This is a genomic window from Dehalococcoidales bacterium (assembly GCA_028716225.1).
In the GTDB taxonomy this organism is placed as follows: domain Bacteria; phylum Chloroflexota; class Dehalococcoidia; order Dehalococcoidales; family UBA5760; genus UBA5760.
Genome location: JAQUQE010000007.1, coordinates 1 through 20,687, shown reverse-complemented (window position 1 = coordinate 20,687; position 20,687 = coordinate 1). Strand labels below are relative to the sequence as shown.

Annotated in this window: 20 protein-coding genes; 6 read left to right on the top strand and 14 right to left on the bottom strand. The window is 53.0% G+C overall.

Annotated features, from left to right (window positions below):
• Positions 1 to 22: 22 nt before the first annotated feature.
• From leuC to PHI12_05710, 11 genes are all read right to left on the bottom strand, one after another.
• Positions 23 to 1,279 (bottom strand): 3-isopropylmalate dehydratase large subunit, encoded by a 1,257-nt coding sequence (gene leuC, locus PHI12_05760; GenBank protein ID MDD5510294.1) that lies wholly within the window; start codon positions 1,277 to 1,279, stop codon positions 23 to 25.
• A gap of 44 nt (positions 1,280 to 1,323) precedes the next feature.
• Entirely contained in the window at positions 1,324 to 1,728 is a 405-nt protein-coding gene (locus PHI12_05755) for an MgtC/SapB family protein (protein ID MDD5510293.1), read from the bottom strand.
• Between the two features lie 18 nt (positions 1,729 to 1,746).
• Positions 1,747 to 3,270 carry a 2-isopropylmalate synthase gene (locus tag PHI12_05750; GenBank protein ID MDD5510292.1) on the bottom strand — a complete coding sequence of 508 codons (1,524 nt, stop codon included), beginning with the start codon at positions 3,268 to 3,270 and terminating at the stop codon, positions 1,747 to 1,749.
• 33 nt (positions 3,271 to 3,303) lie between these two features.
• A complete protein-coding gene (ilvC, locus tag PHI12_05745; protein MDD5510291.1) occupies positions 3,304 to 4,299 on the bottom strand; it encodes a ketol-acid reductoisomerase in 996 nt (331 codons plus the stop codon).
• A gap of 238 nt (positions 4,300 to 4,537) precedes the next feature.
• On the bottom strand, positions 4,538 to 5,083 hold the full coding sequence (ilvN, locus tag PHI12_05740) for an acetolactate synthase small subunit (GenBank protein MDD5510290.1): 546 nt from the start codon (positions 5,081 to 5,083) through the stop codon (positions 4,538 to 4,540).
• Positions 5,080 to 6,333: a thiamine pyrophosphate-binding protein gene (locus PHI12_05735; GenBank protein ID MDD5510289.1), complete on the bottom strand. Its 1,254-nt coding sequence runs from the start codon at positions 6,331 to 6,333 to the stop codon at positions 5,080 to 5,082. The genes ilvN (PHI12_05740) and PHI12_05735 overlap by 4 nt, the downstream gene beginning before the upstream one ends.
• A 105-nt stretch (positions 6,334 to 6,438) precedes the next feature.
• Positions 6,439 to 6,708 carry an acetolactate synthase small subunit gene (gene ilvN, locus PHI12_05730; GenBank protein ID MDD5510288.1) on the bottom strand — a complete coding sequence of 90 codons (270 nt, stop codon included), beginning with the start codon at positions 6,706 to 6,708 and terminating at the stop codon, positions 6,439 to 6,441.
• Positions 6,705 to 8,405, bottom strand: coding sequence for a biosynthetic-type acetolactate synthase large subunit (ilvB, locus tag PHI12_05725; protein MDD5510287.1), 1,701 nt, complete (start codon positions 8,403 to 8,405; stop codon positions 6,705 to 6,707). Before ilvB ends, ilvN (PHI12_05730) begins: the two co-directional genes overlap by 4 nt.
• An 8-nt stretch (positions 8,406 to 8,413) precedes the next feature.
• Positions 8,414 to 10,081, bottom strand: coding sequence for a dihydroxy-acid dehydratase (gene ilvD, locus PHI12_05720; GenBank protein ID MDD5510286.1), 1,668 nt, complete (start codon positions 10,079 to 10,081; stop codon positions 8,414 to 8,416).
• A 140-nt stretch (positions 10,082 to 10,221) separates the two neighbouring features.
• On the bottom strand, positions 10,222 to 10,656 hold the full coding sequence (rpiB, locus tag PHI12_05715; GenBank protein ID MDD5510285.1) for a ribose 5-phosphate isomerase B: 435 nt from the start codon (positions 10,654 to 10,656) through the stop codon (positions 10,222 to 10,224).
• Positions 10,656 to 11,303 (bottom strand): L-threonylcarbamoyladenylate synthase, encoded by a 648-nt coding sequence (locus PHI12_05710; GenBank protein ID MDD5510284.1) that lies wholly within the window; start codon positions 11,301 to 11,303, stop codon positions 10,656 to 10,658. The genes rpiB and PHI12_05710 overlap by 1 nt, the downstream gene beginning before the upstream one ends.
• Before the next feature lie 169 nt (positions 11,304 to 11,472).
• Between PHI12_05710 and guaA the strand changes: the two genes are divergently transcribed.
• The 6 genes from guaA (at position 11,473) to PHI12_05680 (ending at position 17,680) form a co-directional block, all read left to right on the top strand.
• Positions 11,473 to 13,059 carry a glutamine-hydrolyzing GMP synthase gene (gene guaA, locus PHI12_05705; protein ID MDD5510283.1) on the top strand — a complete coding sequence of 529 codons (1,587 nt, stop codon included), beginning with the start codon at positions 11,473 to 11,475 and terminating at the stop codon, positions 13,057 to 13,059.
• 39 nt (positions 13,060 to 13,098) lie between these two features.
• Positions 13,099 to 13,587, top strand: coding sequence for a hypothetical protein (locus PHI12_05700; protein MDD5510282.1), 489 nt, complete (start codon positions 13,099 to 13,101; stop codon positions 13,585 to 13,587).
• 17 nt (positions 13,588 to 13,604) lie between these two features.
• The gene (gene purD, locus PHI12_05695) at positions 13,605 to 14,864 is read left to right on the top strand and encodes a phosphoribosylamine--glycine ligase (GenBank protein MDD5510281.1); all 1,260 of its coding nucleotides are present in this window, start codon (positions 13,605 to 13,607) and stop codon (positions 14,862 to 14,864) included.
• 94 nt (positions 14,865 to 14,958) lie between these two features.
• On the top strand, positions 14,959 to 15,423 hold the full coding sequence (gene purE, locus PHI12_05690) for a 5-(carboxyamino)imidazole ribonucleotide mutase (GenBank protein ID MDD5510280.1): 465 nt from the start codon (positions 14,959 to 14,961) through the stop codon (positions 15,421 to 15,423).
• Positions 15,420 to 16,775 (top strand): adenylosuccinate lyase, encoded by a 1,356-nt coding sequence (purB, locus tag PHI12_05685; protein MDD5510279.1) that lies wholly within the window; start codon positions 15,420 to 15,422, stop codon positions 16,773 to 16,775. Before purE ends, purB begins: the two co-directional genes overlap by 4 nt.
• Positions 16,772 to 17,680 carry a phosphoribosylaminoimidazolesuccinocarboxamide synthase gene (locus PHI12_05680; GenBank protein ID MDD5510278.1) on the top strand — a complete coding sequence of 303 codons (909 nt, stop codon included), beginning with the start codon at positions 16,772 to 16,774 and terminating at the stop codon, positions 17,678 to 17,680. The genes purB and PHI12_05680 overlap by 4 nt, the downstream gene beginning before the upstream one ends.
• Before the next feature lie 16 nt (positions 17,681 to 17,696).
• On the opposite strand, the gene hisB is transcribed toward PHI12_05680, so the two are convergent.
• From hisB to PHI12_05665, 3 genes are all read right to left on the bottom strand, one after another.
• Positions 17,697 to 18,287, bottom strand: coding sequence for an imidazoleglycerol-phosphate dehydratase HisB (gene hisB, locus PHI12_05675; GenBank protein ID MDD5510277.1), 591 nt, complete (start codon positions 18,285 to 18,287; stop codon positions 17,697 to 17,699).
• Positions 18,280 to 19,389: a histidinol-phosphate transaminase gene (gene hisC, locus PHI12_05670; GenBank protein ID MDD5510276.1), complete on the bottom strand. Its 1,110-nt coding sequence runs from the start codon at positions 19,387 to 19,389 to the stop codon at positions 18,280 to 18,282. Before hisC ends, hisB begins: the two co-directional genes overlap by 8 nt.
• A 227-nt stretch (positions 19,390 to 19,616) precedes the next feature.
• The coding region (locus PHI12_05665; protein MDD5510275.1) for an aldehyde ferredoxin oxidoreductase C-terminal domain-containing protein at positions 19,617 to 20,687 on the bottom strand (1,071 nt) is incomplete at its 5' end.

Here is a 20,687-nt window from a genome sequence, read left to right as displayed (position 1 = left end):
GCGCTACATCCTGCCGGATATATCAGGTGGTAATTTGGTCCGGGCCGACAATCCTGCCGGCGACAGCACTGGCAGCGGCTACTGCCGGGTTTGCCAGATATACCTCCGATTGAGGGCTGCCCATACGACCAACGAAATTACGGTTAGTGGTGGCAACGCAGCGCTCGCCGCTGGCCAGAATCCCCATATGCCCTCCGAGGCAGGGACCGCAGGTGGGAGTACTGACAGCAGCACCCGACTTGATAAATACCCCTATTAGCTCCCTGGTGATAGCATCGAGGTATACTTCCTGGGAGCCGGGAATGATAATGCAACGCACTCCGGGGTGAACCTTCCTGCCCTTCAGCACTTGGGCGGCAAGCTGCAGGTCCTCAATACGGCCGTTAGTACAGCTGCCAATTACCACCTGGTCAATCTTAATGTCGCCTAACTGGCTGACCGGCCTGACATTAGCCGGCGAGTGAGGCAGCGCAACCTGAGGCTCGATAGCAGAAATATCATAGTCAATCACCCGGGCATATGTCCCGTTACTATCCGGCTCATAGACCATATAATGACGACGGGCTCGATGCTTTATGTAAAGTTGGGTCTTGTTGTCCACTCTGAAGATGCCCGCTTTTGCTCCAGCCTCAATCGCCATATTAGCCATAGTAAACCGTCCGTCCAGGGGCAATGCGTCGACAGCCTCGCCGGTAAACTCCATCACTGAATAAAGGGCACCATCAACTCCAATGTCTCCAATGGTATACAGGATTAAGTCTTTACCCCCTACCCATTTACCCGTACTGCCGTGATAGACCAGTTTGATGGTCGGCGGTACCTTCATCCAGATTTCTCCGGTCGCCATAGCAGCAGCGATATCGGTTGACCCCATGCCGGTAGCAAAAGCACCCAGCGCCCCGTAAGTACAGGTATGCGAATCAGCCCCGATAACGACGTCACCGGGCAACACCAGACCCTGCTCCGGCAAAAGGACGTGCTCGATGCCCATCTGGCCAACTTCAAAGTATATCACCCCCTGCTCACGACAGAACTCACGCATTACCTTAACCTGCTCTGCCGAAGCAATGTCCTTGTTAGGCGTGAAATGGTCCGGAACCATCACTATCTTACCGGGGTCAAAGACTTTACCCACGCCTATTCTGCGAAACTCCCTGATTGCAATGGGAGCCGTAATATCGTTAGCCAGAATCAGGTCCACCCTGACATTTAAAAACTCCCCGGGGCTTACCTTTTTATTATCGGTATGAGCAGCCAGAATCTTCTCAGCTAGAGTCAACAGAGTCTCTCCTTTCCCTCCGGGAGATACCGGAAAGATGGTCACTAACGAATATGGCGCGGCAGCAACAATATCGCCAGGGTAATCCCGGTAGTAGCACCGGCAACCGGATACAGACCGGCACCAGCCGCAAGCCCTACAGCCGCCACCGCCCATATGGTAGCCGCCGTAGTCAGCCCCTCAACGATGTCACCACCACCACGGTGTATAATCGCCCCAGCGCCGATGAAACCGATTCCGGCCACCACTCCCGCCGCCACCCTGCTGATATCACCGGTCGGCCCGAAGCCATAGACCGAGGCCACCGTAAACAGAGCAGCTCCCACCGCGATGAGAATGTGCGTCCTCAGCCCGGCCGGTTTATGCGACTTCTCACGCTCGTAACCTATAGCCGCCCCCATCCCCGCCGCCGCCAATATACGAATGACCATCTGTAACTCAACCGGCATTAAAAACACCCCACCGGGCTATTCAGTCGCCTTCCTGGCCGCCAGCAACCTGTTTAAGGCATTCATATAGGCCTTAGCGCTGGCAACGATAATATCGGTATCACCGCCACGGCCCGTATAGGTCACACCATCGCTCTCTATCCGGATGAGCACCTCGCCGATAGCGTCAATACCACCGGTTACCGACTTAACACTAAACTCAGTGAGCAGGTTAGACACGCCCACCAGCCGGTTGATGGCCCTGTACACTGCATCGACAGGACCAGCCCCCAGTGCCGCATCAGCCAGCACCTGTCCATCGGGACCGATCAGCCTGACCGATGCAGTTGGTATACCTTTATCGCCACAGGATACCTGAACACAATCGAGGTGGTATGCTTCAGATGCAGTACGCAACTCCTGAGCGATGATAAACTCGATATCCCGGTCGGTAACCTCCTTCTTCTTATCGGCAAGCTCCTTAAAAACACCGAAGGCATGACTCAGGTCATCATCGGACAAACTATAACCCAGTTCCGCCAGCCGCTCCCGAAAGGCGTGCCGGCCGCTGAGCTTACCCAGCACCAGGCTCGAGGCCGGTATACCAACCGTCCTCGGGTCTATTATCTCATAGGTTATCGGCATCTTGATGACGCCGTCCTGGTGAATGCCCGACTCATGCCGGAAGGCATTGGCACCGACGATTGCCTTATTGGGCTGTACCGGAAAACCGGTCATTTCACTCACCAGCCGGCTTGAGCGGTAGATCTGTTCGGTATTAACACCGGTGGAGAGCTTGAGAAAGTCCCGGCGGGTCTTAATCGCCATCACCACTTCCTCAAGCGAAGCGTTACCTGCCCTCTCCCCGATGCCATTAACGGTACACTCCACCTGCCTCGCCCCCATCCTGACTGCCTCCAGACTGTTTGCTACCGCCAAGCCCAGGTCATTGTGACAGTGGACGCTAATGACAGCCCGGTTAATGTTGGATACATTCTCAAAAATCCCCTCGATCAGGCTACCAAACTCACCGGGTATGGCATAGCCGACGGTGTCCGGAATATTAACCGTAGTAGCTCCGGCATCAATAACAGCGGCTACGATCTGATACAAATACTCCGGATCAGTCCGGCTGGCATCCATCGGGGAAAACTCGATATCACCGGTATACCGTTTGGCCCTGGCTACCATATCACGGGCAGTCTGAAGGACCTGCTCACGACTCTTCTTCAACTGATACGTAAGGTGAATATCCGAAGCCGACAGGAACACATGTATTCTTGGCTGCCCGGCCTTTTTCAGCGCTTCCCAGGCACTATCAATATCATCGGGGTGGGCCCGAGCCAAGCCACAAACTACCGGAGCCCGGACCTCCCGGGCAACCAGGCTTACCGCCTCAAAGTCACCCGGGGAGCTAGAGGGAAAGCCAGCCTCGATAACATCCACTCCCAGCTCCTCCAGCTGCTTGGCTATCTCCAATTTTTCATGGATATTAAGCGCCCCCCCCGCCGCCTGCTCTCCGTCCCGGAGGGTGGTATCGAAGATAATAACTCGATCCATCATTACTCTATCCCCTCTTCAAGTAAACAGGCCAGATTACTTGGTTCCTTTTAGCCACGGCATCATCTGACGCAGCTCTGCCCCTACCTCTTCAATCAGGTGCTCGGCATCCATACGCCTCAGGGCATTGAAGACCGGACGACCGGCCTGATTTTCCAAAATCCACTCCTTGGCGAAGCTGCCATCCTGAATCTCAGCCAGGATTTGTTCCATTTCTTCCTTGGTCGACTCGTCGATAACCCGAGGCCCCCGGGTATAGTCACCATACTCAGCAGTATCGCTGATTGAGTAGCGCATATAGTCCAAGCCGCCCTGATACATAAGGTCGACAATTAACTTCATCTCATGGAAGCACTCAAAGTAGGCTATCTCCGGTTGATAACCAGCCTCGACCAGTGTCTCAAAGCCAGCTTTAACCAGAGCGGAAACGCCGCCGCATAACACCGCCTGCTCACCGAAAAGATCGGTCTCGGTCTCTTCGGCAAAGGTCGTTTCGAGGACGCCAGCCCGGGAGGCACCGATACCCTTAGCATAAGCCAGGGCGACATCCCTTGCCTGACCCGAGGCATCCTGATATACCGCTACCAACGCCGGGATACCTATCTTATCCGTATATAGCTGCCTGACCAGATGACCGGGACCTTTAGGGGCTATCATGGTCACATCAATCCCCGCCGGAGGGACAATCTGCCCGTAATGAATATTAAAGCCATGCGCAAACATCAGGGTGTTGCCGGGCACCAGCTCTTTCTCAATCGACCTATAAATAACCGGCTGAACGGTATCCGGTGCCAGCATCATAACAATGTCGGCCTCCCTGGCCACATCGACAGCGCTCGAGACCTTAAAGCCAGCATCCTTAGCATCCTTCCAGCCCGGAGTCCCCTCCGCTTCAGCCACGATTACCTGACAACCGCTATCCCTGAGGTTCTGAGCGTGGGCATGTCCCTGACTGCCAAAACCGACAACACCGATCACCTTTCCTTCAAGCAACTTCAGGTCACAATCACAGTCATAGTATATCTTTGCCATAACCTTACCTCCTTAAATTATTTAAATAAAAACAGCAGCCGCGACGACTATGACAATACTACATATTAAAGTCTATCCCTTTTACCCTATATCTGGCAAGAAAAGACGACGAGACGGATATGAACCTGTCTAAAAACCGCGGCTATTACCACGAAGCAGGATAGACTGTGAGGGTATCCCACTACAGTATAAGCTTACCCACAAAACATAGACTCTATCACACCGCTACCGACAAACCCTAAGATTTACCCCTCTTTTCCTTCTGAGCCCCGGGTATTCTTTCCTCCGCCGGCAGCATCTTCCCCCCCCTGGTGGTAGCTATACGCCCTGTACGGTTCATCTCTTTAACGCCAAAACCACGAAGCAGATTAAATAACGAGTTAACCTTATCCTCATCCCCGGTAACCTCAATCACTATCGAATCAGCGGATACATCCAGAATATTCGCCTTGAAGATATCAACAATCTCAATAATCTCGCTCCGGGTAGAGGTGGTAGCCTTTACCTTAATCAAGGCTAATTCACGGGCCAGAATACGCTTGTCGGTAATATCAGTTACCTTGACCACTTCGACCACCTTGTCCAACTGCTTCCTGACCTGTTCCACAATGTCAGCCGGCCCACCTACCACGATAGTCATACGGGATAGATGGGGCAATTCACTGCTCCCCACGGCGATGCTCTCGATATTGAAGCCACGCCTCCGGAAAAGGCTTACCATCCGGTTGAGTACCCCCGGCTTGTCCTCCACCAGAGCCACCAGCGTATGCTTCGTCACTATCATCCCGCTACCTCTCTATCCTTCGGTCTATCCATAATCTCGGCCAGCGCCGCCCCGGGCGGTACCATCGGATACACATTCTCCTCCGGCTCTACCACAAAATCTATCAGAAACGCCCCCTCTTCCTCCATCGCTTGCTCAACCGCCGGCACTACCTCTTCCCTCCTCTTCACCCTCACCGCCGGTATCCCGTACGCCTCCGCCAACTTGACAAAATCAGGACCGGAAAGCGGCGTCGCTACATACCTCTTGTCATAAAAGAGCTGCTGCCACTGCCTCACCATCCCCAGATAACCATTATTGATTATCGCTATCTTCACCGCCAACCCCTCCTGCATCATCGTGGCTAGCTCCTGTATCGTCATCTGAAAACTACCATCACCATCTACACACCAGACCGTCCTGTCCGGACAGCCTATCTTCGCCCCTATCGCCCCCGGTAGCCCAAACCCCATCGTGCCCAATCCACCAGACGATATCAGACTGTTCGGCCTGTCATAACAATAATGCTGCGCCGCCCACATCTGATGCTGCCCTACCCCGGTTACCACTATCGCCTCACCACCGGTTACCTCAAATATCTTGCTCATTACATACTGCGGCAACAGACTTCCACCACCTCCAGCATCCTCTAACAAGCGCTCAGCTTCATCAATAACTTCAGCCGCCTGATTAACCCGAGCCGGACGCTCCTCAAGGGTCGGATTATAACCGGGTAATTTCACCTCATCCGGATAGCAGTATTCCGCCTGGTCGGTAAACACGTCCTTCGGTATATCAATCAAAACCGGCCCCGGCTGCCCCGTCCGGGCAATGTAAAAAGACTCCTTGACAATTCCGGCCAGTGAATCCACATCAAGAACAAGGAAGCTATCCTTGGTAATCGGTGAAACGATACCGGTAATATCCGTCTCCTGGAAGGAATCCTTACCGATAAAGGGCCTGGCTACCTGCCCGGTTATCGCCACAATCGGCACTGAGTCCAGGTAGGCATTGGCAATACCGGTTACCAGGTTGGTAGCCCCCGGACCGGAAGTGGCCAGGCATACTCCTACCTTGCCGCTGACCCTGGCGTAACCATCGGCGGCATGAGCCGCCCCCTGTTCGTGACGCACCAGAACATGACGGAGCTGGGGATACCGGGGCAGTGAATCCAACAGCGGTATGAGTGGTACTCCAGGCAGACCGAAGATGACCTCTACTCCCTCCTCCACCAAGCTCTCGCACATAATCTGGGCACCAGTCATTCTCATTACTGTCTCTCCAGCTTATCCCCAAGCAAGACATACAGGATTTACTGCCTTACCCGAATTGCCAGTGCATCATTACACCAGTCAACCGCTTCAATTACAGAACTGTCAATATATGCCCTTGGTAGTAATATCGGTTACCTTGACAACATCCACGATATTTTCCAGATGCTTTCTCAGCTGTTCCAGCATGGCAGTCGACCCACCAACTACAATGGCCACACGGGACAGATGGGGCAACTCATCACTTTCAGTATTGATGGTCTCAAGGACATTGATACTCTCGATATTGAAGCCACGCCTCCGGAACACGCTTGCCATCCGGTTGAGTACCCCCGGCTTGTCCTCCACCAGAGCCACCAGCGTATGCTTCGTCACCGGCATCCCGCTACCTCTCTATCCTTCGGTCTATCCATAATCTCGGCCAGCGCCGCCCCGGGCGGTACCATCGGATACACATTCTCCTCCGGCTCTACCACAAAATCTATCAGAAACGCCCCCTCTTCCTCCATCGCTTGCTCAACCGCCGGCACTACCTCTTCCCTCCTCTTCACCCTCACCGCCGGTATCCCGTACGCCTCCGCCAACTTGACAAAATCAGGACCGGAAAGCGGCGTCGCTACATACCTCTTGTCATAAAAGAGCTGCTGCCACTGCCTCACCATCCCCAGATAACCATTATTGATTATCGCTATCTTCACCGCCAACCCCTCCTGCATCATCGTGGCTAGCTCCTGTATCGTCATCTGAAAACTACCATCACCATCTACACACCAGACCGTCCTGTCCGGACAGCCTATCTTCGCCCCTATCGCCCCCGGTAGCCCAAACCCCATCGTGCCCAATCCACCAGACGATATCAGACTGTTCGGCCTGTCATAACAATAATGCTGCGCCGCCCACATCTGATGCTGCCCTACCCCGGTTACCACTATCGCCTCACCACCGGTTACCTCAAATATCTTGCTCATTACATACTGCGGCAACAGACTTCCACCACCCCAGGGGATCTCTATCGGACGTTCCCGCCGCCACTCATCAATCTGATCGATCCAATCGGAATGATCCGCAGAGTCAACCAGCTTGTTCAACTCCTTCAGCACAAGCCGGACATCACCTACTATCGGGACATCCACCCGGACGTTCTTGCCAATCTCAGCAGGATCAATATCGATATGCACCACCTTAGCATGCGGTGCAAACGCACTCACCCTGGCCGTCGCCCTGTCATCAAACCTCATTCCTACCGCCACTATCACATCCGCCCCGTCAACCGCCATATTAGCATAGGCCATACCATGCATCCCCAGCATCCCGAAGCTCAGCATATGGCTCTCCGGAAAACAACCGATGCCCAACAGCGTGGTAACCACCGGTAACTGCGCCGTCTCCACCATATCCTTAAGTTCAGCATAAGCACCCGAGATAACCACTCCCCTGCCCGCGATGACCAGCGGCCGCTCTGCCTCATTGATAATTTTGGCGGCTTTCTTAATCTGGGCCGGGTGTCCTTCAAGGGTCGGATTATAACCGGGTAATTTCACCTCATCCGGATAGCAGTATTCCGCCTGGTCGGTAAATACATCCTTAGGGATATCAATCAGCACTGGCCCCGGCCGCCCCGTCCGGGCAAGGTGAAAGGATTCCTTGAGTATTCTGGCCAGTGAACCGACATCAAGCGCAAGATAGTTATGCTTGGTAATAGGTAGAGTAATACCGGTGGTATCCACTTCCTGGAAAGCATCCCTGCCGATACAAGATCGGACTACCTGCCCGGTTATCGCCACCATCGGCACCGAGTCCAGATAGGCATTGGCAATGCCGGTTACCAGGTTGGTGGCCCCCGGACCGGAGGTAGCAAAACATACGCCTACCTTGCCGCTGGCCCTGGCGTAGCCATCAGCGGCATGAGCCGCCCCCTGCTCGTGACGCACCAGAACATGGTGGAGTTGGGGATACTGAGGCAGGGTATCATAAAGCGGTATCACAACTCCCCCCGGTAAACCGAAGATAACCTCCACTCCCTCCTTCAACATACTCTCACATACAATCTGGGCGCCTGTCATTTTCATCATCATCGCTCCTACTGGCTAAATACCGCTCCGCTACTGGCGGAAGAGACCCTCTCCGCATACCGCTTGAGATAACCAGCCTTCACCCTGGGTTCAAATTCAGCCAGACCGGCCAAACGCCGGGATATTTCGCTATCATCAAGTTCAACCTCAAGTTTATAGTCGGGGATATTGATACTTATCATGTCACCATCCTTCAGAGCAGCGATAGGCCCCCGACTGGCCGCCTCGGGAGAGACATGCCCGATAGCAGCGCCACGGGTCGCTCCAGAAAAACGCCCGTCGGTTATCAAAGCTACCTCATTATCCATCCCCATGCCACTCAGGATGGAGGTAGGAGTGAGCATCTCTCTCATTCCCGGTCCGCCTTTAGGACCCTCATAGCGAATGACCACCACATCACCCGACTCTATTTTACCGTCCAGAATAGCTTTGGTAGCTTCCTCCTCGGAATCAAACACCCTGGCCGGACCACGATGGACCATCATCTCAGGGGCTACCGCCCCCCTCTTCACCACTGCACCCTCCGGCGCCAGGTTACCGAAGAGGATACAAATACCGCCGCTAGCCGAGTGGGCGCTGTCTACAGAACGAACCACCTTTCTATCCACAAAGCGGCTGTCGGCAACAATCTCAGCCACCGATTTACCCGATACCGTCCTTGCTTCCAGATTCAGCACCCCTTTAATCTCTTTCATCACTGCCGGGACGCCGCCTGCCGCATCCAAATCCTCCAGGTGAAAATCACCGGCCGGCCTCATCTTTACCAGATGTGGAGTACACTCACTTATCCGGTTAACCATGGGCAGGGTGAAATCAACACCTGCCTCATGGGCTACGGCGATGAGGTGCAGCACCGAATTGGTACTGCCGCCTAATGCCATATCAACTGCAAAGGCATTATGAATAGAATCCCTGTTGATAATATCGCGCGGCCTAACATCTTCAGCCAGAAGTCGCATGACCTGTCGCCCGGCCTGTTTCGCCAGCCTCACCCGTCTGGCGTCAATGGCTGGAATGGTGCCATTACCGACCAGACCCATTCCCATAGCCTCGGTAGCACAATTCATCGTGTTAGCGGTAAACATACCGGAACAACTACCGCAGCCGGGGCAAGCAACCGCCTCAAGCTGTTCCAGCTCCTCTTTACCCATGCCACCCTTAACCACCCTGCCGACCGCCTCAAAGATAGAATTAACATCAACATGCTTAACCCCATCCTCCCCACAGAGGCGTCCGGCCAGCATCGGACCACCACTGACAAAGATGGACGGCAGGTTCAACCGGACCGCCGCCATAAGCATCCCGGGAACAATCTTGTCACAATTGGTAATAAAGACCAGTGCATCGAAACCATGGGCTTCAGCCACTGTCTCTACCGAGTCAGCAATCAGCTCCCGGCTGGGCAAACTATATTTCATACCGGTGTGGTTCATAGCGATACCGTCACATACAGCAATGGTATTCATCTCAAAGGGAACACCCCCGGCACTGTACACCCCCGATTTAGCCGCTTCAGCAATCTGGCGCAGGTGTATATGACCCGGCACAATCTCACTAAAGCTATTCACAATTCCGACGAAAGGCCGATCCATATCATCAGTCGTACAACCCAAGGCATACAATAGAGACCGGTGTGGAGCCCTCTCTACACCCTTTTTAACCACGTCACTCTTCACAAGCCAGACTAACTCCTTCCCCCATTAATAATCAAAAACCGCCCCTATCCGGACGGACCAATAATCTGAAATAATAGCTTTACCCCGTTTAAAAAAACATAGCATAGCACCTGCCCATTGTCAAGCTAATTCGTATCTGGTCAACCCTCCATAGCTATTATCTTGTTCACCCTTAGCAGATGCCGGCCACCTTGAAATTCACTGGTAAGATAGGTATTAACTATTTCGGATATTGACTCTCTATCCCGTTCGGCACTCAGACAAAGGATATTAGCATCGTTATGCTGACGAGCACGGCAGGCATCAAAGACGCTACAACATAGAGCCGCCCTTATACCCTTAAACTTATTAGCGGCGATGCTCATGCCGATACCGGTATTACATATCAGGATACCCTGAGCGCAATCACCTCCGGCTACCGCCAGAGCTACCTTTCTGGCGATATCGGGATAGTCCACCGGATCGGTAGTATAACAGCCAAAGTCCTCGACACTGTGCCCCGAGTCACTAACCAGGCTGATCACAAATTGCTTGATATCCAATCCCCTGTGGTCACACCCAATAGCAATACGCACTAATCGACCCTCCCTCCTAAAATAATACTAGCACACACCTTCTTCAGTTCGCCAAAATCTATCGCTCCCTTTCGTAAAACCACCGGTATCTCTCCGGTGACATCAACTATGGTAGACTCCCGGCCACCCGGACACCGGCCGCCATCAATAACCAGATCGATTTTGTTACCGAATTGAGCATGCACTTCATCAGCCGTCAGAGCACTCGGCTTACCGCTCAGATTAGCGCTGGTGCCCGAAATAGGCGCCCCCAACCCCAGAGCAAGGGCAACGGGTACAGGGTGGGCTGGAACACGAACAGCTACGGTAATACCCCCGGCGGTAACAATGCCCGGAACAACCACGGACTTATATAAGACCAGAGTTAAAGGACCGGGCATGAACTTCTCCACCAGCAACCGGGCAATCGGCGGCACCGATTCGGCAACTTCGCTTATCTGTAGCGTACTGGACAAAAGCAGGGGCAGTGCCATCTCCAACGGCCGTTCCTTTACCGCATAGACCCGTTCCACCGCCCGGTGAAGATAAGGACAGACCCCCAGACCATAGACGGTATCAGTAGGGAAAGCAACGATACCCCCACCCCTGAGGACGGCCACACCCTCACGGACCTGGTTTGCAACACTCGCAGGGAGTCCGGTTAACACCGCAATACCACCTAGCGGAAATTTCGCTTCACTCTTGACGCCAGTATACCATAATGATAATCTTTGAGATATAATGACCGAAGACAAATCACAAGAGACACCAAGCAGCCACCGCGTGGCCACCAGTGGCGATATTGAAGTATCCACCTATTTGGAGATTGCCAAAGAGATGGGTGGTGAACAGCCGGCGGCGGCAAAAGAAGCTATTCCCGTCACCGAGCGCGAGACTATCGTTGTCATCGACTTCGGCTCTCAGTATAGCCTGCTCATCGCACGGCGGATACGAGAATGTCAGGTATATTGTGAACTGGTATCATATGACACCCCCTGGGAAAAGATAGCCCCGTTAAACCCAAAGGGATTCATCCTCTCCGGCGGACCGGCCAGCGTTTACACACCGGAGGCGCCTCTGGCGCCAGCCTATATCTACGAAAGCAACCTGCCGGTGCTGGGGATATGCTACGGAATGCAGGCGATCACCCACCAGCTAGGTGGCAAGGTCACCCAGGGGAAAAGGCACGAATACGGCCATGCCGTCCTTCATGTTGCCGATGTAGACTCGCTCCTGCTTGCTGATTTACCCACCCCCGCTCCGGTATGGATGAGCCACGGCGATCAGATTGAAGAAATGCCACCTGGATTCAGTACCCTGGCCTATACTGAAGGCTCGCCATTTGCCGTAATGGGTAATGATAAGAGAATATTTGGCCTCCAGTTTCACCCTGAGGTAGCTCATACACCAAATGGTAAGACCATCCTGAAGAATTTTGCCTACCGGATATGTGGCTGCCAGGGGAACTGGACTATGGGCAGCTTCATCAGGGACAGCCTGGACAGGATTAAAGAGCAGGTCGGCGGCGGTAAGGTCATCAATGCCCTTTCCGGAGGAGTTGATTCATCGGTAGTAGCTACCCTCATTCACCAGGCTATTGGAAACCAGCTTACCTGCATCTTTGTTAATAACGGACTGCTACGCCGCCAAGAGGCAGAAAGAACCCTAAAAGTCTTCCGCCGTAACCTGGGGATGAATACCATTCATGTTGATGCCAGTGAAAGATTCCTCAACCGTCTGCAGGGTATAATCGACCCCGAGCAGAAACGCAAGGTTATCGGGGAGGAATTCATCAAGGTCTTCGAGGAAGAAGCCGCTAAAATAAGCAAGGTCGATTTTCTGGCCCAGGGTACCCTTTACCCGGATGTCATCGAGAGCGCCTCTTCTGGAAGTAAAGCTTCAGCAAAAATAAAAACCCATCATAATGTCGGCGGACTACCCGCCAAGATGACGCTCAACCTGGTTGAACCCCTGCGCTACCTATTCAAGGATGAAGTACGGCAGGTAGGCCTGGGGCTGGGTCTCCCCGAGGAGATGATATGGCGACAGCCGTTCCCCGGTCCCGGTCTGGCCATCCGTATCATTGGTGAGGTAACCAGAGAGAAGCTGGAAATACTTCGTAGTGCCGACTGGATTGTAATGGAAGAGATCAAGCAGGCAAAACTATACCGCCAGCTATGGCAGAGTTTTGCCGTACTTACCGACGTCAAAAGTGTTGGGGTAATGGGGGACTTCAGAACCTATGGCTACCTGGTTGCCGTCCGTGCCGTAACCAGTGACGATGCGATGACTGCCGATTGGGCACGGCTGCCCTACGAACTGCTGGCCAAGATTTCTAACCGTATCGTCAACGAGGTAACCGGCGTAAACCGGGTCGTCTATGACATAACCTCCAAACCACCATCGACTATAGAGTGGGAGTAACGGAGGGGTAAGGATAACTAAAGAGGAGGGGAGTCAAGGATGTACAAAAAACCGATCATTATCCTGGGAATTATACTGGGAGCAATCTCAGTTGTACTTGGAGTCTATGCGCCGGTACTAATGCGTGCTCAGACCCCGGTACCGGAGCAGTCTCCCCACGAAACAATAAACTTTCAACTGTCAACCGACACCACTCCTGGCAACACCGACGAGTACGACTCTCACAGCTTCTCCCTGTACCTTAAGCGTGGACAAGAACTGTATCTATCCTTCTATGCCGAGGGGGCCGCAGTAATGCTCCGAGTTACCACACCGGCCGAGGAAGTTCTAGGATACCAGACCAGCACCGGTCAAGCCGGGAACATAAAGGACACTGGACTGGGACGTCTGGAGAAGGGCAAGGTAGTTGCTGCTGCAGAAGGACACTTCATCTTCATCGCGCCGGAGAATGGCTTCCATGTAATTAGTATTAAATCGAGCACGCCCCAGGGCGAGATAGCAGTACAGGTAGAGTACCAGATTACATAGAGGAGGAGAGGAAAACGCTGAAGGTACTGGTTGTTGGTAGCGGGGCCAGGGAACATACCCTGGTCTGGAAGCTGGCCGGTAGTCGCAAGGTCAAGGAGATTTATGCCGCCCCGGGTAATGCCGGTACGGCCCAAATTGCCCATAACCTGGACATTAAGCCCACTGATATAGAGGAATTAGCTAAAGCGGCACAGGAAAAGGGAGTCGAGCTTGCCGTGGTCGGTCCGGAGGCTTCACTTGCCAGCGGCATCGTCGATCACTTCCAGAGCATCGGCATACCTATCTTCGGTCCCGGAAAAGCAGCCGCCGAAATAGAGTCGAGTAAGGTGTTTGCCAAGCAGCTAATGGAGAAGTATGGTATTCCCTGTGCCAGTGGGGTCAGCTTCTCCGAATACGGTAGAGCGAAAAGGTACATCGAGCAGCAGACACCCCCCGTTGTCGTCAAGGCGGACGGCCTGGCTGCCGGCAAGGGGGTAACCGTCGCCCGCTCAATCCAGGAAGCCATCGATGCTCTATACCAGATTATGGAAGCCAAAATCTTCGGTGCCGCCGGGAACAGGGTGGTTATTGAAGAATGCCTGACTGGAAAAGAGATGAGCTCTTTTGCCTTTACCGATGGCAGCACCGTAATCCCGCTTGTCTCGGCATGCGATTACAAACCGGTATTTGATGGGAACCGGGGCCCGAATACCGGCGGTATGGGTAGCTACAGCCCACCATACTTCACCAGCCCCAAGCTGGACCAAGAAGTAGCCGAGACCATCCTCAGGCCTTCGGTAAAAGCACTGGCCGCCGAGAAAAGGCCTTATAAGGGAGTTCTCTACGGAGGATTGATGATCACCGGGGACGGGCCAAAGGTGATAGAGTTCAATGCGCGCTTTGGCGATCCGGAGACACAGGTAGTTCTCCCCCTCTTAAAAACGGACCTGTTAGATATCATGCTGGCAATAATCAGTGGCAATCTTGACCAGATAGATATAGAATGGAGCGGGAATGCCTGTGTCGGCGTGGTAATGACATCAGGAGGTTATCCCGGAAGCTACCGGACGGAATTCCCGATCAGCGGACTGGATAGCCTGGACAAAGACATTATGGTATTTCACGCCGGTACCAGGGTAGGCACAACAAAAGGACAGGTATTGAGCTACGGGGGACGGGTGCTTACCGTAGCCGCTACCGGCAAGAATATCACTGAGGCCAGAGAAAAGGTCTATCACAACATATCACGAATTAACTTCGAGGGCTGTCATTACCGCAAAGACATCGCCCTGGTATGAGAAAAGGGCCCGATGAAAACTCTGTCCACTTACAAATAACTTCTTTCCTTCTTCTCGAAAAGAGGAGAGGGGCTGGAGGAGGTGAGATTAATATATGCCGTTAGTAGCTGTAGTTATGGGCAGTAAATCAGATACCGAATCGATGCGATCGACGCTGGAGGCACTCGGTAAACTGGGCATCGACTATGAGCTAATCGTAATGTCAGCCCACCGCAACCCGGAAAAGGTACGCAGTTTCGGATTGGATGCCCGGGGCAGGGGTATTGAGGTCATCATCGCCGCCGCCGGCGGCGCCGCCCACCTCCCCGGAGTCATCGCCAGCTGGACGACTATACCGGTCATCGGCGTACCGCTAGCTGGTAGTGAACTAAATGGGCTTGATGCCCTCTATTCCATAGTCCAGATGCCGGCTGGAGTACCGGTAGCCTGCGTGGCAATCGGTAGTGCCGGAGCTAAGAACGCGGCTTATCTGGCAGCCGAAATTCTGGGCCTGAAGCATGATGAGATAAGAAACTCCTACGAGAAATACAGGAGTGATTTACAGGGAGACAACAAATGATTGAACGATATTCCCGACCACAAATGAAGAGCGTCTGGTCAGACGAGAACAAATTCAACAAATGGCTTGAGGTAGAGATTGCCGTCTGCGAATCATGGGCGGAACTGGGTGTTATCCCCAGAGAGGCGGTACCCAAGATAAAGCTGGCCCGTGTTAATCTTAAACGTATGGAGGAAATTCTCAAAGAAACTCACCACGACGTTACCGCCTTTCTCAGCTCCGTAGCTACAAGCCTGGGTAAAGAATCACGCTTTATTCATCTCGGTCTTACCTCCTCGGATGTAATTGATACTGCCCTCAGCCTACAGCTTATCGAGGCGACAGAGATACTGAATCAGGATATCAAAGAACTGATTTCGGTACTGGCGCAACAGGCGATAAAGCATAAATACACGGCTATGATCGGCCGCACACACGGTATCCATGCCGAACCGCTCTCCTTCGGTCTGAAGCTGGCTCTTTGGGTCGAGGAAATGAAGCGCCACCGCCAGAGGCTTGCCGCCGCCAAGAGGGCTATCACCGTCGGCAAAATCTCGGGGGCAGTCGGCACCTACGCCACCCTGCTCCCTGAACTTGAAGAGAAGACCTGCGCCAGACTGGGGCTTTCACCGGCACCGGTATCGAATCAGATTATACAGCGCGACCGTCACGCTCAGTTCACCACTACCCTGGCAATAATCGCCAGTTCATTAGAGAAATTCGCCACCGAAATCAGGGCGTTACAAAAGACCGAAGTCAGGGAAGTAGAGGAACCCTTTGCAGCCGGTCAGACCGGGTCTTCAGCCATGCCACACAAGCGTAACCCCGAGCTCTGCGAGCGAATCTGCGGCCTAGCTCGACTGCTAAGGGGCTACGCCCTGACCTCAATGGAGAACATCGCATTATGGCACGAACGGGATATCAGCCACTCTTCAACAGAGCGTATCATTCTTCCCGACGCCTGCCTCGTCCTGGACTACTGTCTCAGTCTTTTTGCATCGGTAATGAGAGGACTACTGGTCTACCCCCAGAAGATGAAGAGAAATATCGAACTTACCAAGGGACTGGTCTTCTCGCAACGGGTAATGCTGACCCTTATCGACAAGGGGCTATCCCGTCAAAAAGCATACGAACTGGTACAGCGAAATGCTATGAAGACCTGGGAGAAGAACAGGGATTTTTTGAAGCTGCTTAAGGCCGATGCCGATATTACCGCTATCCTGGCTCCGGAAGAGCTTGAACCGCTTTTTAACGAGCAGTACTATTTGCGCTACATCGACGACATCTTCAAGAAAATCGGCCTGACCTCAGCACAGTGGAAAGAAAAAGCGACGGCAACGGAAGACAAGAACATGGTGCCGAGGTCAATATGAGCGCTTGCCCTGTTTTACTGAAAAGCGAACTGCCCCTGCCAACATTTTCCCGAGGCAAGGTACGTGATACCTATGACCTGGGCAACCGGCTGCTAATCGTAACCACCGACCGCATCTCCGCCTTCGATGTAGTACTACCCTGTGGCATCCCCGATAAAGGTATGGTGCTCAACAGACTCTCCGCCTTCTGGTTCCGGAATACAGAAAGTATAATAGCCAACCACCTGATAGAAGTAGTTGATGACGTAAGATGCCTGGACAAATACCTGCCGGCGACAGACCGTTTTGCTTATCCCTCTTACCTTGAGGCAAGGTCTATGATCGCTAAGAAAGTTAAGGTTATTCCGGTTGAATGCGTTGTTCGCGGCTACATCTCCGGATCGGCCTGGGTAGAGTATCAAAAACAGGGTACAATTAACGGCGAACCGCTACCGACAGGGCTGAAGGAAAGCCAGGAGCTACCCGAACCATTATTCACACCGACAACCAAGGCAGAGACAGGGCACGACCTGCCGCTCAGTACCTATGAGCTGAAAGAAATGGTAGGGGAAAAGATGGCCCGTGAGCTCAAGGAAAAAAGTATGGCCATCTATAACTACGCAAGGGATTACGCCAGAGACATTATTATCGCCGATACCAAGATGGAATTCGGGCTGGATGGCGACCGGCTGATTCTAGTTGACGAACTTTTAACCCCGGACTCGAGCCGGTTCTGGGATGCCGGGCTCTACCAGGTGGGGCAATCCCAACCAAGCTACGATAAACAGCCGGTACGGGACTGGCTCGCCGGGTCAGGGTGGAATAAAGAACCTCCGGCTCCCATGCTCCCGCCGGAGGTCATTGAAGCTACTACCACAAGATACCGGCATGCCTACGAAAGGTTGACCGGTAAGAAGCTGGCATAGAACTCAACCCGACGTATTAACCTTCAAGGAATTCCTTGGTACTGGGTAGTTTACCCCTGATTCGCTCATCGATTCTGGTAGCCTTATCCAGGGCTCTACCCAGGGCCTTGAACAAGGCTTCCGCTTTATGGTGATCGTTAACACCGTAGAGAAACCTGGCGTGGAGATTGATCCTGGCTTCAACAGCAAAGGTCTCCAGGAAGTGACGGACCAGGTCGGTGGGAAAACCGAACATATCATTATCGCTAAAAGGCAAATCCAATACCGTATATCCCCGACCACTCAGGTCTACAACCACCTCTGCCAGGGCATCATCCATCGGTACGGCCGCATCGGCCATCCTGACAATACCCCGCCTCTCACCCAGTGCCTGAGCAAAAGCCTTACCCAGGGTAATAGCGACGTCCTCTACTACGTGATGCTGATCAACACCGGTCGCTGAAAGCTTTATGTCAAATAAGCCGTGCTGAGATAACTGAGCCAGCAGATGATCCAGCATCCTGATGCCGCTATTCATATCCCATTTGCCGCTACCATCAATATTAAGCGACAGGCTGATGTCGGTCTCCTTGGTATCCCTTTTTACAACATAATTTCGGTTAGCCATTTGTCTCCTCCCCTATTTTCTGGAGTGCCCTGATCAGAATATCGGTATGCTCCGGTTTACCCACGCTGATACGGATGTAATTCTTTAGTACCGGCGTATTGAAGTAGCGAACCTGGATGCCTCTCCTCTGAAGTTTATCACAGAGCTCACCGGCCATGGCACCCAGGACCGAGCAAAGGATGAAGTTAGCCCGCGAGGGAAAGGGCTCTAAGAACTTAAACTTTTTCAGTTCATTAAAAAGCCTCTCCCTTTCGGCGATTATCGCCCTCACGTTATCCATCAAGTAATCCAGGTCCTTCAGCGACTCACGAACAGCGACGATTGCCGCCACATTCACATTATAAGGGAGCTTGATCTTCATCAGGTAATCGGCAACTATAGGAGGGAAAAGGCCGTAACCAATCCTGAGGCCGGCAAGCCCGGCCCACTTACTGAATGTTCGCAGCACCATCAGGTTGTGATATCTGCCCATCAGCGGCGCCACGGTTTCTCCGGCAAACTCGAAATAGGCTTCATCCACTACTAACGGCAGCCCGGTAGCAGCTATCTCAAGGATATCCTTCTCGGCAGCCAGGTTCCCGGTAGGGTTATTAGGATTATCGATAATTATCATTCTGGTCCTTTTGCCTATTGCTGCCTTTATCGCCGCAACATTGATACCAAAGCCCTTGTCCCTGGGTACTTCGACCAGTCTGCCGCCGCAGATTCCGGCACTGAAACGATACATAATGAAGGCAGGGGCGGTAACTATCACCTCATCCCCCGGTTCAACAAAGAGGCGGAAAAGAAGGTCGATCAACTCACAGCTGCCATTACCGGATACGATGTGCCCGGCGCTGATTCTGGTATAACCCTCAATCAATCTGCTCAGTTCCTGCTGTCCGGCATCGGCATAGGTATTTATCTCACGGTAGGAGGCAAGTGCCCGGTTGACTCGCGGCGAACAGCCATAGGGGTTTTCATTAGCATCCAGCTTGATAACGCTCTCTAACGGAACCTCAAGCTCCCCCACCAGATTCTCCGATGACTTTCGGGCGCTATAGCCGCCAAAAGCAACTAAACCGGGGCGTATAAGTCTCTCTATCCCGCCATCACCTGACATGCCTTCTCTATCTCCTCGTATCATAAAACTAAACCGCCCCATATTGTAGCACGAATTGCCGGATTATCCTACAGAATAACCGGATAAATACGATGAGGGAGTCCCCAAAGGTCAGCACCGCTACAGAAATAACGGCCTGCCTATGGCGACTCCCTCTTATTCTTCTATTATCAGGCGATCTTTGACAGCCTGCCCTCGATTAATTCCGAATGGCTAGAGTGGAATATCTAGTCCTTCTTATAGTCCCGAGCTACCTCAGCACTGAGCGCCTTTTTACCCTCAAGTTTATCAAGACCCAGCTCAGCCAATTTTGCCTTACTAGGGACGCCTTTGGTCCAGTCTTTCGTCTCCCAGTACTCTTGCAGAATCGCCTGCCAAGGCAATACCTTGCCGGCAGCACCACCCTCTTTATGGGGTTTGGTAAAGCGCTCCTGCAATACGTTCTCCTTCTCCGGCACCATGCCCATATTCAGGTTAAAAACCTGCTGCATACACACGATACGCTCACCCATCTTCTGAGCCTCGGCAGGGGTTACATCCCATCCGGTTATGGCATTAAGCATATTAACCTGATCAGCTAATGTCACTCCGGAGAAGAAATAGAAGAAGCACCAGGTCAGGCTGTTCCAGAATTGCTGGATATCCTGATAGATAGCACCGGCATAGCCCTTCTTGGCAACATCAAACCTGTCGGTCCCTTCGGTAATACCTATCTCGGGGAGCAGAGCACCCAGGTCAAACGCCTCACCAAAACCGTGCAAATGACAGCCACCTCTCGTCGAGGCAATGGTAGTTATAGTCTGCCCCCAGAAAGCCCTCGGGTCATGCGCCCCAACGGTCTGTCCCAAGGACTCCAGAGCGTAGAGTTGAGTTCCCGGTATGTGTTCGACACAGGCCCTTAGTCCATCAGCGAGCAGGTTGCCGATACCTTCTCTCCTGACTATCTTCTCCGTCATCTTGATCAGAGCATCACCGCTCCCCCACTCCAGTGCTATACCGTCGGTATCTTCTTTGGTTATCAAACCGTGCTCGTAGCACTCAAAAGCCCAGCCCAGCACGCCGCCGAGATCAATGGTGTCTATCGTATAGCGATTAGCCATCTCATTGGCCCTGACTATCGCCCCCAGATCATCAATCAAAAGATTTGAGCCGATCATCCCCAGCGTCTCAAACTCCGGACCGCCTGTATCAGCAGGAAAGTACTTCGGGTTGGTAATCCTTCGGTGACATCCCATGATGCAGGAGGGGCAGGGCCACCGCTTGATCTGGAGCTCCTCGGTAAAGTACGGGGTACCTAT

Coding starts and splice junctions, on each gene's coding strand:
- PHI12_05755 (MDD5510293.1), bottom strand. CDS start 1,728: ATGCCGGTTGAGTTACAGATGGTCATTCGTATATTGGCGGCGGCGGGG.
- PHI12_05750 (MDD5510292.1), bottom strand. CDS start 3,270: ATGATGGATCGAGTTATTATCTTCGATACCACCCTCCGGGACGGAGAG.
- ilvC (MDD5510291.1), bottom strand. CDS start 4,299: ATGGCAAAGATATACTATGACTGTGATTGTGACCTGAAGTTGCTTGAA.
- ilvN (MDD5510290.1), bottom strand. CDS start 5,083: ATGATAGTGACGAAGCATACGCTGGTGGCTCTGGTGGAGGACAAGCCG.
- PHI12_05735 (MDD5510289.1), bottom strand. CDS start 6,333: ATGAGAATGACTGGTGCCCAGATTATGTGCGAGAGCTTGGTGGAGGAG.
- ilvB (MDD5510287.1), bottom strand. CDS start 8,405: ATGATGAAAATGACAGGCGCCCAGATTGTATGTGAGAGTATGTTGAAG.
- guaA (MDD5510283.1), top strand. CDS start 11,473: ATGGGTGGTGAACAGCCGGCGGCGGCAAAAGAAGCTATTCCCGTCACC.
- PHI12_05700 (MDD5510282.1), top strand. CDS start 13,099: ATGTACAAAAAACCGATCATTATCCTGGGAATTATACTGGGAGCAATC.
- purE (MDD5510280.1), top strand. CDS start 14,959: ATGCCGTTAGTAGCTGTAGTTATGGGCAGTAAATCAGATACCGAATCG.
- purB (MDD5510279.1), top strand. CDS start 15,420: ATGATTGAACGATATTCCCGACCACAAATGAAGAGCGTCTGGTCAGAC.
- PHI12_05680 (MDD5510278.1), top strand. CDS start 16,772: ATGAGCGCTTGCCCTGTTTTACTGAAAAGCGAACTGCCCCTGCCAACA.
- hisB (MDD5510277.1), bottom strand. CDS start 18,287: ATGGCTAACCGAAATTATGTTGTAAAAAGGGATACCAAGGAGACCGAC.
- hisC (MDD5510276.1), bottom strand. CDS start 19,389: ATGTCAGGTGATGGCGGGATAGAGAGACTTATACGCCCCGGTTTAGTT.